At 67.1% G+C, this 13,713-nt stretch carries 13 protein-coding genes; 8 read left to right on the plus strand and 5 right to left on the minus strand.

Annotation, left to right across the window (positions count from 1 at the left end; genetic code table 11):
- Positions 1-9 precede the first annotated feature (9 nt).
- The 8 genes from mrdA to lipA all read left to right on the plus strand — a co-directional run bounded on the left by mrdA (position 10) and on the right by lipA (position 8,390).
- Positions 10-1,917: a penicillin-binding protein 2 gene (gene mrdA / locus QKY98_RS12180; RefSeq protein WP_027602475.1), complete on the plus strand. Its 1,908-nt coding sequence runs from the start codon at positions 10-12 to the stop codon at positions 1,915-1,917.
- Between the two features lie 44 nt (positions 1,918-1,961).
- The gene (gene rodA / locus QKY98_RS12185; protein ID WP_085982634.1) at positions 1,962-3,065 is read left to right on the plus strand and encodes a rod shape-determining protein RodA; all 1,104 of its coding nucleotides are present in this window, start codon (positions 1,962-1,964) and stop codon (positions 3,063-3,065) included.
- Between the two features lie 39 nt (positions 3,066-3,104).
- On the plus strand, positions 3,105-4,109 hold the full coding sequence (mltB, locus tag QKY98_RS12190; RefSeq protein ID WP_371099744.1) for a lytic murein transglycosylase B: 1,005 nt from the start codon (positions 3,105-3,107) through the stop codon (positions 4,107-4,109).
- Positions 4,109-5,098, plus strand: a complete 990-nt coding sequence (locus tag QKY98_RS12195) for a septal ring lytic transglycosylase RlpA family protein (protein ID WP_037007194.1) — start codon at positions 4,109-4,111, stop codon at positions 5,096-5,098. Before mltB ends, QKY98_RS12195 begins: the two co-directional genes overlap by 1 nt.
- Positions 5,099-5,224: 126 nt before the next feature.
- Positions 5,225-6,385 (plus strand): D-alanyl-D-alanine carboxypeptidase family protein, encoded by a 1,161-nt coding sequence (locus QKY98_RS12200; RefSeq protein WP_007159663.1) that lies wholly within the window; start codon positions 5,225-5,227, stop codon positions 6,383-6,385.
- Positions 6,386-6,458: 73 nt separating this feature from the next.
- A complete protein-coding gene (locus tag QKY98_RS12205) occupies positions 6,459-6,734 on the plus strand; it encodes a DUF493 domain-containing protein (protein ID WP_007159662.1) in 276 nt (91 codons plus the stop codon).
- A complete protein-coding gene (gene lipB / locus QKY98_RS12210) occupies positions 6,734-7,390 on the plus strand; it encodes a lipoyl(octanoyl) transferase LipB (protein WP_007159661.1) in 657 nt (218 codons plus the stop codon). The genes QKY98_RS12205 and lipB overlap by 1 nt, the downstream gene beginning before the upstream one ends.
- 1 nt (position 7,391) lies before the next feature.
- A complete protein-coding gene (gene lipA, locus QKY98_RS12215) occupies positions 7,392-8,390 on the plus strand; it encodes a lipoyl synthase (protein ID WP_017642509.1) in 999 nt (332 codons plus the stop codon).
- A 135-nt stretch (positions 8,391-8,525) separates the two neighbouring features.
- Here lipA and pgm read toward each other — a convergent pair whose 3' ends face one another.
- The 5 genes from pgm to QKY98_RS12240 all read right to left on the minus strand — a co-directional run bounded on the left by pgm (position 8,526) and on the right by QKY98_RS12240 (position 13,696).
- Positions 8,526-10,190: a phosphoglucomutase (alpha-D-glucose-1,6-bisphosphate-dependent) gene (gene pgm, locus QKY98_RS12220; protein ID WP_027597197.1), complete on the minus strand. Its 1,665-nt coding sequence runs from the start codon at positions 10,188-10,190 to the stop codon at positions 8,526-8,528.
- A gap of 159 nt (positions 10,191-10,349) precedes the next feature.
- Complete coding sequence (locus tag QKY98_RS12225) at positions 10,350-11,672, minus strand: lytic murein transglycosylase (RefSeq protein WP_042136280.1); 1,323 nt, start codon at positions 11,670-11,672, stop codon at positions 10,350-10,352.
- A 73-nt stretch (positions 11,673-11,745) separates the two neighbouring features.
- A complete protein-coding gene (gene arfA, locus QKY98_RS12230; RefSeq protein WP_007159657.1) occupies positions 11,746-11,907 on the minus strand; it encodes an alternative ribosome rescue factor ArfA in 162 nt (53 codons plus the stop codon).
- A gap of 88 nt (positions 11,908-11,995) precedes the next feature.
- Positions 11,996-13,033: a DNA polymerase III subunit delta gene (gene holA / locus QKY98_RS12235; RefSeq protein ID WP_115945853.1), complete on the minus strand. Its 1,038-nt coding sequence runs from the start codon at positions 13,031-13,033 to the stop codon at positions 11,996-11,998.
- 48 nt (positions 13,034-13,081) lie between these two features.
- The gene (locus QKY98_RS12240; protein WP_027597194.1) at positions 13,082-13,696 is read right to left on the minus strand and encodes an LPS-assembly lipoprotein LptE; all 615 of its coding nucleotides are present in this window, start codon (positions 13,694-13,696) and stop codon (positions 13,082-13,084) included.
- Positions 13,697-13,713: the final 17 nt, after the last annotated feature.

The raw sequence follows: 13,713 nt of genomic DNA on the forward strand, positions 1-13,713 counted from the left end.
GTACCTGCGATGTCGCAACCCATACGCCTCAAGGACCACGAGAAAGACGCCCAGCTCGTCCGCGCCCGCGTGACCGTCGGGGCGGTGCTCTTTCTCGTGCTCGCCTGCGTACTGGTGGCGCGCATGTACTACCTGCAGGTCATCCAGCACGACTACCACTCGACCCTGTCGGAAAACAACCGGGTCCATGTCCAGCCGATCCCGCCCACCCGCGGCCTGATCTACGACCGCAACGGCATCATCGTCGCCGACAACCGCCCCAGCTTCAGCCTGACCATCACCCGGGAGCGGGCCGACAACTGGCGGCAGACCCTCGATACCCTGGTGCAGGTGCTGGGGCTGACCGAGGAAGACCGCGAACTCTTCGAGAAGCGCATGAAGCAGGGGCGGCGGCCGTTCGAGCCGGTGCCGGTGCTGTTCGAGCTGACCGAGGAGCAGATCGCCAAGATCGCCGTCAACCAGTTCCGCCTGCCCGGGGTCGAGGTGACGGCGCAGCTGGTGCGGCACTATCCCATGGGCGAGCACTTCGCCCATTCGGTGGGCTATGTCGGGCGGATCAACGAACAGGAGCTCAAGCGCCTGGATCCGGTCAACTACAGCGGCACCCACCACATCGGCAAGACCGGCGTGGAGCGCTTCTACGAGCCCGAACTGCACGGCGAGGTGGGCTACGAAGAGGTCGAGACCAACGCCCGGGGCCGGGTCCTGCGGGTGCTCAATCGCACCGACCCCAAGCCGGGCAAGGACATCGTCCTGACCATCGACTCGCGGCTGCAGGCCGCCGCCGAAGCCGCCCTGGGCGGACGTCGCGGGGCCATCGTCGCCATCCAGCCCAAGACCGGCGAGGTGCTGGCCATGGTCAGCCAGCCGAGCTACGACCCCAATCCCTTCGTCACCGGGATCAGCTTCAAGGAATATTCCGAGCTGCGCGATTCCATCGATCGCCCGCTCTACAACCGGGTGCTGCGCGGCCTCTATCCGCCCGGTTCGACCATCAAGCCGGCGGTGGCCATCGCCGGTCTCGACACCGGCGCCACCACGCCCCAGGCCAGGGTCTTCGATCCAGGCTACTACGAGTTGCCCAACTACGATCACAAGTACCGCAACTGGAACCACGGCGGCGACGGCTACGTGGACATGGATACGGCGCTGATGAGGTCCAACGACACCTACTTCTATGACCTCGCCCACAAGATCGGCATCGATCGCCTCTCCGAGTACATGGGCAAGTTCGGCCTCGGCCAGAAGGTTGCCCTGGACATGTTCGAGGAAGCGCCGGGGCTGATGCCGTCGCGCCAGTGGAAGCGCGCCACCCGCCGCCAGGCCTGGTTCCCCGGCGAGACGCTGATCCTCGGGATCGGCCAGGGCTACATGCAGGTGACTCCGCTGCAACTGGCTCAGGTCACCTCGCTGATCGCCAGCCATGGCCAGTGGATCCGGCCGCACCTGGCCAAGACCCTCGACGGCCAGCCGCCGGCGGATCCCAACCCCATGCCCGACATCGACCTCAAGGATCCGAGCTACTGGGACAGGGCCATCCACGGCATGGAAATGGTGGTGCAGAATCCGCGCGGCACCGCCCACAAGCTCAACGTCGGTGCCCAATACCGCATCGCCGGCAAGAGCGGTACCGCCCAGGTGGTCGCCATTCGCCAGAACGAGAAGTACAACTCGGCCGCGCTCAAGGAGCGCCACCGCGACCACGCCCTGTTCGTCGCCTTCGCCCCAGTGGACAATCCGCAGATCGCCGTGGCGGTGATGGTCGAGAACGGTGAGTCGGGTGGCGCCGTGGCCGGACCGGTCGCGCGTCAGGTGCTCGACGCCTGGCTGCTCGATGACCAGGGCCATCTCAAGGCCGAGTACGCCAAGCCGACTACCGCCGGGGCGACCGCCGCCGCGACCAAGGTGCAGCCATGAGTCTTGCTCCCAACTTCGATCGCACCATCCCCGAAGGGGACGTGATGAAGCGGCGCGCCACCCTGCTGCAGCGCCTGCACATCGACGGACCCTTGCTGATCCTGCTGCTGATGCTGGGGGCGACCGGCCTGTTCGTCCTCTATTCCGCGGGTGGCCGCAATCTCGACCTGCTGTTCAAGCAGGCCAGCTCCTTCGGCCTCGGCCTGGTGGCCATGGCCGTCGTCGCCCAGCTCGAACCGCGCTTCATGGCGCGCTGGGTGCCCCTGGGCTACGTGATCGGCGTGGCCCTGCTGGTGGTGGTGGACGTCATGGGCCACAACGCCATGGGCGCCACCCGCTGGATCAACATTCCCGGGGTCATCCGCTTCCAGCCGTCGGAATTCATGAAGCTCCTGATGCCCATGATGATGGCCTGGTACCTGTCCAAGCGCAGCCTGCCGCCCAACTTCAAGCACAGCGTCATCAGCCTGTCGCTGGTGGTGGTGCCCTTCGTGCTGATCCTCGACCAGCCCGATCTCGGCACCGCCATGCTGGTACTGGCCTCGGGCGGCTTCGTGCTGTTCGTCGGCGGCCTGCAGTGGCGCTGGCTGATCGGCGCGGTGAGCGCCGCGGTGCCCCTGGCGGTGGCCATGTGGTTCTTTGTCCTGCACGACTACCAGAAGCGCCGGATCCTGACCTTCCTCGACCCGGAGATGGACCCCCTGGGCGCCGGCTGGAACATCATCCAGTCCAAGGCCGCCATCGGCTCGGGCGGGGTGTTCGGCAAGGGCTGGCTGCTGGGTACCCAGTCTCATCTGGATTTTTTGCCGGAAAGTCACACGGACTTTATCATTGCCGTCCTCGGCGAAGAGTTCGGCATGGTCGGCGTCTGCCTGCTGCTGGTGCTCTATCTGCTGCTCATCGGTCGCGGCCTGACCATCACGGTGCAGGCCCAGACGTTGTTCGGCAAGTTGCTCGCCGGCGGCGTGACCATGACCTTCTTCGTCTATGTCTTCGTCAACATCGGCATGGTCAGCGGCCTGCTCCCCGTGGTGGGCGTACCGCTGCCATTCATCAGCTATGGCGGCACCTCGGTGGTCACCTTGTTCACCGGGTTCGGAGTTTTGATGTCGATCCACACGCACCGCAAGTGGATCGCCCAGGTTTAACACGCAACAAAGAAGGGTTAGATGCCGACAATGGGATGGATGCGTCGCTGCCTGCTGAGCCTGGGGCTCGCGGGTGCGATGGGCGTGACGACCGGCGTCGTCGCGGGTGACTACGACGCGGCACCGCTGACGCGCGACTTCATCGCCGAGATGAGTCAGAGCTATGGCTTCGCCCCGGAACAGCTGCAGGCGCTGTTCGGCGAGGTCGAGCGCAAGCAGGCCATCCTCGACGCCATCTCGCGACCGGCCGAGCGGGTCAAGCCCTGGAGCGAATACCGCCCCATCTTCATCACCGATCGGCGCATCGCCCAGGGCGTCGACTTCTGGAAGGCCCACGAAGAGGCGCTGGCCCGCGCCGAGCGTGAATACGACGTGCCGGCCCAGTTCATCGTCGCCATCATCGGCGTGGAAACCTTCTACGGCCGCAACACCGGCAACTACCGGGTGCTGGATGCGCTATCGACCCTGGCCTTCGACTATCCGCCGCGCGCGCCCTTCTTCCGTAGCCAGCTGCGCGAATTCCTGCTGCTGGCCCGCGAGCAGCAGGTCGATCCGCTCAGCCTGACCGGTTCCTATGCCGGCGCCATGGGCCTGCCGCAATTCATGCCGGGCAGCTTCCGCGCCTATGCGGTGGACTTCGACGGCGACGGCCACATCAACATCTGGTCCGATCCCACCGACGCCATCGGCAGCGTGGCCAACTACTTCAAGCGCCACGGCTGGTCCGGGCGCGGTCCCACCGCCATTCGCGCCCAGGTCAGCGGCGAGCGGGTGGAGGAGGGCGTGGTGGCCGGCATCGAGCCGGTCAAGAGCGTCGCCGAGTTGCGCGCCCTGGGCTGGAACGCCCAAGACCCTGCCCTGCGTGACGATTTGCGTGTAACCTCGTTCCGCCTCGACGGAGACAAGGGACCGGAGTACTGGATGGGCCTGCCCAATTTCTACGCCATTACCCGATACAACCGCAGCGTCATGTACGCCATGGCGGTGACCGATCTGGCCAATGCCATCGCCGAGCGCCATGCCGCCGAGGGTGCCAAGCCGTGATGCGCCTGACTGCCCTGGCGCGCCTGGCCGGTTGCCTGGGCCTCGGCCTGCTGCTGGTGAGCTGTTCCAGCCAGGCGCCCAAGCCGACCAGCAAGGGCGTGGCCGGACCAGGCGGCTACCTGCGTCCGCACCGTGACGGCGCGCCCTGGTGGGACGTGGATGTCAGCCGCATTCCCGACGCCGTGCCCATGCCCTACAACGGGCCGCTGAAGAACAATCCCTACACCGTGCTGGGCAAGACCTATTTTCCGCTGACCGATTCGCGCAACTACCGCGTGACCGGCACCGCGTCCTGGTACGGCACCAAGTTCCATGGTCAGGCCACCGCCAACGGCGAGACCTACGACCTCTATGGCATGACCGCGGCGCACAAGACCCTGCCGCTGCCCAGCTACGTGCGGGTCACCAACCTGGACAACGGCCGCAGCGTGATCCTGCGCGTCAACGACCGCGGGCCCTTCTATTCCGATCGGGTCATCGACCTGTCCTTTGCCGCGGCCAAGAAGCTCGGCTACGCCGAGATCGGCACCGCCCGGGTCAGCGTCGAAGGCATAGATCCGCAGCAGTACTGGGCCCAGCGCGGCCAGGCGGTGCCCATGGTGCTGGCCCAGCCGCGCCAGGCGCCGGTGGCCCAGAAGACCACCGAGACCCAGACCTTCGGCGCCATCGAGACCTATACGCCACCGGTCAACCAGCACGCCGAGCCGGTGACGCCCGCGGCCGTCGACGCAAAAAAAAACGTTTCTGTCCCAGCCGCTGGGCTCTATCTGCAGGTGGCGGCCTTCGCCAATCCGGACGCTGCGGAATTGCTCAAGGACAAGCTCAGCGACCTGACCGGTGCCCCGGTGTTCATCAGTTCGACGGTGCGCAACCAGCAGACCTTGCATCGGGTCCGCCTCGGACCGGTCCAGCCGGCTGAGGTCTCCCAGCTCCAGAACAGCGTACGCGTGGCCCGCCTGGGTCAGGCGTCTCTCGTGCAACCGGATTGAAGCAGGGATGCTTCATGACGCCCAGTCGCCGGCCCCAGCCGTCGTGATCCGCCTCGCGCGGATCGCCGTGGACCGTGCGGTCTGGGTCCGCTGCTCCTGCCATACCCCAACCTTTCAGAGATTCGGATGACAATCGCAAAACTCGCTCGACGCCTGCTCCTCCTAGTAACGATCGCCTGTGTCCCGGCCGTCTGGGCGGCCGAGACAATGGTTCCGGCGGCGCCCCAGCTGGCCGCCAAGGCCTGGATTCTCATGGATGCCAACAGCGGCGCCGTGCTCACCGAATCCAACTCCGACCAGCGCCTGCCGCCGGCCAGCCTGACCAAGCTGATGACCGCCTACATCGCCACCCTGGAAATCAACCGGGGTCGCATCAAGGAATCGGACATGGTCACCGTTAGCGAGCACGCCTGGCGTACCGGCGGTTCGCGGATGTTCATCAAGGTCGGCACCCAGGTGTCGGTCGGTGACCTGCTGCACGGCATCATCATCCAGTCCGGCAACGACGCCAGCGTCGCCCTGGCCGAGCACATTGCCGGCAGCGAAGACGCCTTCGCCGACATGATGAACACCACCGCGCAGAAGCTGGGCATGCAGAACACCCACTTCATGGACGCCACCGGCCTGCCGGATCCGAATCACTATTCCTCGGCCCACGACATGGCGATCCTGGCGCGCGCCATCATCAACGCCGATGCCCAGCACTACGCCATCTACTCCCAGAAGGAATTCTTCTGGAACAACATCAAGCAGCCCAACCGCAACCTCTTGCTGTGGCGCGACAAGACCGTCGACGGCCTGAAGACCGGTCACACCGACGAAGCCGGCTACTGCCTGGTGGCCTCGGCCGTGCGCGACGGCATGCGTCTGGTCGCCGTGGTGTTCGGCACCAACAGCGAGCAGGCCCGCGCCGCCGAGACCCAGAAGCTGCTGACCTACGGTTTCCGCTTCTTCGAGACCCAGTCCTTCTACAAGAAGGGCACCGAGCTGGCCAAGGCGCCGGTATGGAAGGGTGACAGCCGCGAAGTCCAGGCCGGTCTGGCCAACGACCTGACCATGACCCTGCCGCGCGGTCAGGCCAAGAAGCTGCACGCCGAGATGGTGCTCAACCCGCAGCTGATCGCGCCCATCGCCCAGGGCCAGGTGATCGGCAAGGTCGAGGTGAAGCTGGATGACAAGGTGGTGCACACCGCCGACCTGGTCGCGCTGCAGCCGGTCGAGGAGGGTGGCCTCTTCCGTCGCCTGTGGGATAGCATTCGCCTGTTCTTCTACGGATTGTTCAACTGATCCGTCACCCTGGAAAGGCCCGCATCTGCGGGCCTTTCACCCCCTGCCGACAGAGATCGGCCTGGAAGTCCGCATGACCGAAGACGTTAAACCCCCCAAGATCGAATTTCCCTGCCCGCGCTATCCGATCAAGGTGATCGGCGATGCCGGTGCCGATTTCGCCGAGCTGGTGCTCGACACCGTCCAGCGCCACGCCCCGGATCTGGATCGCGGCACCCTGGTGACCCGCGACAGTCGCAACGGCCGCTTCCTCTCCGTGCAGGTGCTCATCACCGCCACCGGCGTGGACCAGCTGCAGGCCATCCACCAGGACCTGCGCGCCACCGGCCGCGTGCACATGGTGATCTGATGACCACTCCCGCCCCGGCCAGCCTGGGCGTGCGCCGCTGGGGCCTGAGGCCCTACGAGGCGACCCTGGAGGCCATGCGCCGCTTCACCGATGAGCGCGGCCCGGCCACCCCCGACGAACTCTGGCTGCTGCAGCACCCCGCGGTCTTCACCCAGGGCCAGGCCGGCAAGCCCGAGCACCTGCTCGCCGTGGGCGACATTCCGGTGGTGCAGGTCGATCGCGGCGGCCAGGTCACGTACCATGGTCCCGGTCAGCTCATCGCCTATGTGCTGCTGGATGTTCGCCGCAAGGGCCTGGGCGTGCGAGAATTGGTCAGCGCCATGGAAGACAGCCTGATCGCGCTGCTCGCCGACTGGGGCGTGCAGGCCGCGGCCCGAGCCGATGCGCCGGGTGTCTACGTGGACGGCGCCAAGATCGCCTCCCTCGGGCTGCGCATCCGCAATGGCCGGTCCTTCCACGGCCTGGCGCTCAACGTTGACATGGATCTGGCACCCTTCCGCCGGATCAACCCCTGCGGTTATGCCGGCCTGGCCATGACCCAGCTCCGCGATCTGGTGACCGGGCCACTAGCTTTCGACGAGGTCCGCGAGTCTCTGGTGCGTCACCTGAGTCTGCGCCTGGGCTACCCCGAACCGATCACCCTGGAATCGGATTGACATGACCACTACAGTACAAGACAGCGTCCAGACCCTTACCCCGCCCGCCCGCCCCAACAAGGTGGAAGCCGGCGTCAAGTTGCGCGGCGCCGAAAAGGTCGCGCGCATCCCGGTAAAGATCATTCCCACCGAAGAGCTGCCGCGCAAGCCGGACTGGATCCGCGTGCGCATCCCGGTCACCCCCGAGGTCGAGCGCATCAAGCAGCTGCTGCGCAAGCACAAGCTGCACAGTGTCTGCGAAGAGGCGTCCTGCCCCAATCTGGGCGAGTGCTTCTCCGGTGGCACCGCCACCTTCATGATCATGGGTGACATCTGCACCCGTCGCTGCCCCTTCTGCGACGTCGGCCATGGCCGGCCGAAGCCGCTGGACGTGGACGAGCCGAAGAACCTGGCGGTGGCCATCGCCGACCTGGGTCTGAAGTACGTGGTGATCACCTCGGTGGACCGCGACGACCTGCGTGACGGCGGTGCCCAGCACTTCGTCGACTGCCTGCGCGAGATCCGCAAGCTGACCCCCGGCATCCAGCTGGAGACCCTGGTGCCGGACTATCGCGGTCGCATGGACGTCGCCCTGGCCATCACCGAGCAGGAGCCGCCGGATGTCTTCAACCACAACCTGGAGACCGTCCCGCGCCTGTACAAGGCCGCGCGCCCGGGTTCGGACTTCGAGTGGTCGCTGGACCTGCTGCAGAACTTCAAGAAGCGCGTGCCCCATGTGCCGACCAAGTCCGGTCTGATGCTGGGCCTGGGCGAGACCGACGAGGAAGTCATCGAGGTCATGCAGCGCATGCGCGAGCACGAGATCGACATGCTGACCCTCGGCCAGTACCTGCAGCCCTCGCGCAACCACCTGCCGGTGCAGCGCTTCGTCCACCCGGATACCTTCGCCTGGTACGCCGAGGAAGGCGCCAAGATGGGCTTCAAGAACGTCGCCTCCGGTCCCCTGGTACGTTCGTCCTACCACGCCGACCAGCAGGCGCACGGCACCAAGATCAACTGATCCTGGCGTCGTCATGAAAAAGGGCAGCCCAGTGGCTGCCCTTTTTCATGTTGGAGGCGGAATCTCTAGCCCCACTCCGATCCGCGTCTAGCCCCTCTCCCTTCGGGAGAGGGTTGGGGTGAGGGGAGAGTCCCGTTACCCGCGCAGCACGCCGTCCACCAGCGCCTTGGCTTCTTCCTGGATACGCCCCAGGTGGGCTTCGCCCTCGAAGCTCTCGGCGTAGATCTTGTAGACGTCCTCGGTACCGGAAGGACGGGCGGCGAACCAGCCGTTCTCGGTGACTACCTTGAGGCCACCGATGGCGGCGCCGTTGCCGGGGGCCTCGGTGAGGATGGCGGTGATCGGCTGGCCGGCCAGCTCCTTGGCGGTGACCTGGGCGGCGGAGAGCTTGCTCAGCCGGGCCTTCTGCTCGCGGTCGGCGGCGGCGTCGATGCGCTGGTAGACCGGAGCGCCGAAGCGCTCGGTCAGGGCCTGGTAGCGCTCGCCCGGATCCTTGCCGGTCACGGCGGTGATTTCCGCGGCCAGCAGGCCGAGGATGATGCCGTCCTTGTCGGTGGACCAGGCGCCACCGGCCTTGCGCAGGAAGGAGGCCCCGGCGGACTCCTCGCCGCCGAAGCCCAGGCTGCCGTCCAGCAGGCCGTCGACGAACCACTTGAAGCCTACCGGCACTTCCACCACCTGGCGGCCGATGCCCTGGGCCACGCGGTCGATCATCGAGGAGGACACCAGGGTCTTGCCGATGCCGGCCTGCTGGCTCCACTGCGGACGATGGGTGAAGAGGTATTCGATGGCCACCGCCAGGTAGTGGTTGGGATTGAGCAGCCCCACCGAGCGGGCGACGATGCCGTGGCGGTCATGGTCGGTGTCGCAGGCGAAGGAGACGTCGAATCTGTCCTTGTTCTCGATCAGGCCGGCCATGGCGTGGGGCGAGCTGCAGTCCATGCGGATCTTGCCGTCCCAGTCCAGACGCATGAAGCGGAAGGTCTGGTCGACGCGGGTCGACAGCACCTCCAGCGGCAGGCCATAGCGCTCGGCGATGCGCGGCCAGTAGTGCACCCCGGCGCCGCCCAGGGGATCGACGCCAAAGGTCAGGCCGGAGCCGCGGATGGCGTCCAGGTCGATGACCTGGCCCAGGCCGCTCACGTAGCTGTCGAGGAAATCGAATTTGTGGGTGGTGGCGGCCTTGAGCGCCTGGCGGTAGTCCATCCGCTTGACGCCGTCGAGACCGGCCACCAACAGGGCATTGGCGCGGTCCTGGATACTCTTGGTGACGTTGGTGTCGGCCGGGCCGCCATTGGTGGGGTTGTACTTGAAGCCGCCATCGGCCGGCGGATTGTGCGACGGGGTGATGACGATGCCGTCGGCCAGGCCCGAGCTGCGGCCGGCGTTGTATTCGAGGATGGCGTTGGACAGTGCCGGGGTAGGGGTATAGCCCGGTTCGCCGTGGGTCTCGGCGCAGCCGGCGTCGATACGGACCTCCACGCCGTTGGCGGCGAGCACTTCCAGGGCGGAGATGAAGGCCGGTTCGGACAGCGCGTGGGTGTCCATGCCCATGAACAGCGGGCCGTCGACGCCCTGGGCCTTGCGGTATTCGCAGATGGCCTGGGTGATGGCGAGGATGTGCCACTCGTTGAAGCTGCCCTTGAGCGAGGAACCGCGGTGCCCGGAGGTGCCAAAGGCGACCTGCTGACCTGGATCGCTGGGGTCGGGGCGATCGCTGTAGTAGCGCGCCACCAGGCGCGGCAGGTGGGTCAGGGTGTTCTCGTCGGGAAGGCGTCCTGCATTGGCGGCAATACTCATCTCGGGTTCCTTGGCTTGAATGGAGCCCGGGCGTTTCGAGTACCCCGGGCGACGCGACTCGCGTTCGACCTTGGCGATCGCAGTTTGCTCAGTTCGCCCGAGGGGCGATCCTCAGAATGCCGATCCGTGCACGCTGAGACCGCCGATCGGAACGGGATATCAACCGCGCAGCTTGTCCAGCAGCTGATGGTTGGGATAGCCGTCGGCAGGCCAGCCCTGGGACTGCTGGTAGGCGCGGATGGCCTTGCGGGTGTTGGCGCCGATGATGCCGTCGGCGCTGCCCGGGTCGAGCCCCAGGGCGGCCAGGCGCTGTTGCAGCTCCACACGCTCGCTGCGGCTCAGCGGCAGGTCGTCGGTGGGCCAGCTGCCGGCGATCTGGCCGGCGTCGCGATAGCGCTCCGAGAGCAACGCCACGCCCAGGGCATAGGAGCTGGAGTTGTTGTACTTGAGGATGGTGCGGAAGTTGTTGAACACCAGGAAGGCCGGACCGCGATGCCCGGCGGGCAGCAGCAGCGAGGCGCTGTCGCTCGGCTGGGCGGCCGGTTGCGGCAGGCCGAGGCCCTGGATGCCCAGGGCGTTCCACTCGGCCAGGCTCTTGCGCACGCCCATGTCGGCCAGGCTGTAGTCGAAATTAGCCGGTACCCGCACCTCGTAGCCCCAGGGCTTGCCGTCCTGCCAGCCGGAGGCCTTGAGATAGTTGGCGGTGGAGGCCAGGGCATCGGCGGTGGAGCCCCAGATGTCGCGGCGACCGTCGCCGTCGAAGTCCACCGCGTACTGGTCGTAGGTGGTGGGGATGAACTGGGTCTGGCCCATGGCGCCGGCCCAGGAGCCGATCATGCGGTCGGCGGTGACGTCGCCGTGCTGCAGGATGCCGAGGGCGGCGATGAGCTGGTCCTGGGCGAAGTCCGGGCGGCGACCTTCGTAGGCGAGGGTGGCCAGGGAGCGGATGACGCCCTTGTTGCCCATGTTGTTGCCGTAGTTGCTCTCCATGCCCCAGAAGGCCACCAGGCGCGCCGGCTCGATGCCATAGCGGGCCTCCAGCGAGGCCAGCAGCCCGGCCTGCTGGATCAGCAGGCTCTTGCCGTTGCGCACCCGCAGCGGCGACACGGCGGATTCCAGGTATTCCCAGACCGGCTTGGTGAATTCCGGCTGGCTGCGGTCGGCGGCGATCACTGCCGGATCGGGTTGCACGCCGGCAAAGGCCTGGTCGAAGGTGGCGGCCGAGATGCCCCGGCCCAGGGCCAGGGTACGAAAGCGACTGCGCCATTGCTCGAAGCTTTCATCCGGCTGCGGCATGGCCTCGGCCGCCGAGGCGGGGGCATTGGCCGCGGGCGCGGGTTTGGACGAGGAGGGTGAAGAGGGCGCCGCGGAGGGCGTCGTCTGAGTCTGGGCGCAGGCGGCCAGGGCGGCGGTCAGCAGGGTGACCAGGGTTCCGGCGAGGAGGCCGCCGGTCTTGAATCCGCGGGTTTTCCCGAATTGCATCTGTCTCCACCGGACGTCTAGGCAGGAAGACTCACCTTAGCACGGCCCGGGTGCTGGCGTCTGGACGCGGCTTTCAGGCGGCCAGAAAGACCGAAGCCTTCTCGTCTTGCAACGAGAAGGCTTCGCGGCGGTAGCTGCCTTTGCCCTTGGCAGGCTTTTCCTGGCGGGCGCGATATCGGGGATCGCTGACGAGGACCTTGGCCTTGTTGGGGCCGCGGCTGTATTTCTTGGCCATGGTGCGTGCTCCGGGGGTTGGGGACTCCCCCTTGATGGGGGCGCGCCAGTCTATTGCAAGGGCCGTGGATTGCAAGGCGCGGCCAGCGTCAGGACCTGGGCAGGGCCAGCCGCTTGCCGGCGAGCGTCAGCGCCAGGCTGGCCAGGGTCAGCCAGACCTCGCCGGGTGCCTGGCCCTTGATCTGTTCGTCGGCGACCTGGGCTTCGCGCAGCAGGGCTTCCAGGCGGCGCGCACCCTGGCGCTGCAGGGCCCGACTGACCAGCGGACGCCGCTTGTCCCACACCGGCGGTTTGACCTGGGTGAAGGCGCGCTCCAGCGGCGTGCCGCTTTCCTGCAGATGGGCGAGGTTGGCCAGCAGGCGCAGTTCCCGGGCCAGGGCCCAGAGCACCACGGCGGCTTCCACGCCTTCGCCGCGCAGGCCTTCGAGGATGCGCAGGGCATGTTCCGCATCGCCGGCCAGGGCGGCGTCCAGCAGGCCGAAGACGTCGTAGCGGGCACTGTCGGCCACCGAGGCGCGCACGGTCTCGGCATCCACCTGGGAGCCTTCGATGAGCAGGCGGAGCTTTTCGATCTCCTGGGCCGCGGCCAGCAGATTGCCTTCCACCCGTTCGGCGATCAGGTCGACCGCCTCGGGGGTGGCGGCCAGCCCGAGGCGCGACAGGCGCTGGTTGATCCACTGCGGCAGTTGCGCCAGCTCCACCGGCCAGATCTGCACGAATTGCGCCTGCGGGTGCTCCAGCAGGGCCTTGGCCCACTTGGTCTTCTGGGCGGCGGCATCCAGGCGCGGCAGGCTGATCAGCAGCAGGGTGTCTTCGGCGGGGCGGGCCAGGTAGTCGAGCAGGGCGGCGGAGCCCTTGTCGCCCGGCTTGCCGGTGGGCAGGCGCAATTCGAGGATGCGCTTCTGGGCGAACAGCGAGAGGCTGGCGCCGGCCTCATAGAGACGACCCCAGTCGAAACCGGCATCGACGTCGAAGACCTCGCGCTCGTCGAAGCCCTGGGCGCGGGCCGCGCCGCGAATGGCGTCGCTGGCTTCCTGACAGAGCAGGGGCTCGTCGCCGCTGACGGCATAGACGGCGGCCAGCGAGCCCTGGAGCTGCTTGCCGAGCTGGTTGGCGTTGAGTTTCATGCTGAACCGGAAGGGCAAACCGGAGCCTTGCGGCTCCGGATGCGGCGCTTAGCGCGCGGGGGTGGGGATGTCGATCGGCGACTGCTGCGGCGGGGCGGACTCGCGGGCGCGGCGGTCGGCTTCGGCCTTGGCGGCGGCACGGGCATCGGCGTCGCGCTGCAGCTTCTCCAGGCGCTCCGGCGTCACGGCCTGCAGGCGGGCGGCCAGCTGTTGCACCAGTTCGCGACGCATCTCGCGGCGCAACTGGTCCTTCTGCTGTTCGGAGCCGACGATGTTGTTCTGGTCGGTCACGTAGTAGCGCTGGGTTTCCAGGTAGTCGCTGACCAGCACCGCCTGGTTCTTGCCAATGATGCTGTAGGGCTGACGGGTGGTCAGCTCCACCTCGGCACTGCGGGCGCCGCTGGTATAGCTGGCGGTGCGCTCGCTCTGGGCTTCGCCGCCCAGATCCAGGGTGTAGGGCGCGCCCGAGGTGACCCGCACATGGGCGTCGTCCAGCATGTCGCGGACGTCCTTGACGGTCTGACCATAGGCGTCGCGCGCCGTCAGGTTCAGCTCGGTGAGGCTCAGGCGGGTTTCGCCGGTGCCACGCAGCTGGAAGCCGCAGGCGGTCAGCAGGGTCGCCAGGCCGACTACCGCAAGGCCGGGGAGAATCCGTTTCTTCATCTGTTGTCTGCTCCGTT

The organism is Pseudomonas sp. HR1, from assembly GCF_030175875.1.
GTDB lineage: Bacteria > Pseudomonadota > Gammaproteobacteria > Pseudomonadales > Pseudomonadaceae > Chryseomonas > Chryseomonas oryzihabitans.

Bases quoted from the DNA above. Each gene is read 5' to 3' on its own strand.
- QKY98_RS12205 (WP_007159662.1), top strand. From the start codon at position 6,459: ATGACCGAAGACGTTAAACCCCCCAAGATCGAATTTCCCTGCCCGCGC.
- QKY98_RS12240 (WP_027597194.1), bottom strand. From the start codon at position 13,696: ATGAAGAAACGGATTCTCCCCGGCCTTGCGGTAGTCGGCCTGGCGACC.
- lipB (WP_007159661.1), top strand. From the start codon at position 6,734: ATGACCACTCCCGCCCCGGCCAGCCTGGGCGTGCGCCGCTGGGGCCTG.
- QKY98_RS12200 (WP_007159663.1), top strand. From the start codon at position 5,225: ATGACAATCGCAAAACTCGCTCGACGCCTGCTCCTCCTAGTAACGATC.
- holA (WP_115945853.1), bottom strand. From the start codon at position 13,033: ATGAAACTCAACGCCAACCAGCTCGGCAAGCAGCTCCAGGGCTCGCTG.
- QKY98_RS12225 (WP_042136280.1), bottom strand. From the start codon at position 11,672: ATGCAATTCGGGAAAACCCGCGGATTCAAGACCGGCGGCCTCCTCGCC.
- mltB (WP_371099744.1), top strand. From the start codon at position 3,105: ATGCGTCGCTGCCTGCTGAGCCTGGGGCTCGCGGGTGCGATGGGCGTG.
- lipA (WP_017642509.1), top strand. From the start codon at position 7,392: ATGACCACTACAGTACAAGACAGCGTCCAGACCCTTACCCCGCCCGCC.
- QKY98_RS12195 (WP_037007194.1), top strand. From the start codon at position 4,109: ATGCGCCTGACTGCCCTGGCGCGCCTGGCCGGTTGCCTGGGCCTCGGC.
- rodA (WP_085982634.1), top strand. From the start codon at position 1,962: ATGAAGCGGCGCGCCACCCTGCTGCAGCGCCTGCACATCGACGGACCC.
- mrdA (WP_027602475.1), top strand. From the start codon at position 10: ATGTCGCAACCCATACGCCTCAAGGACCACGAGAAAGACGCCCAGCTC.
- arfA (WP_007159657.1), bottom strand. From the start codon at position 11,907: ATGGCCAAGAAATACAGCCGCGGCCCCAACAAGGCCAAGGTCCTCGTC.
- pgm (WP_027597197.1), bottom strand. From the start codon at position 10,190: ATGAGTATTGCCGCCAATGCAGGACGCCTTCCCGACGAGAACACCCTG.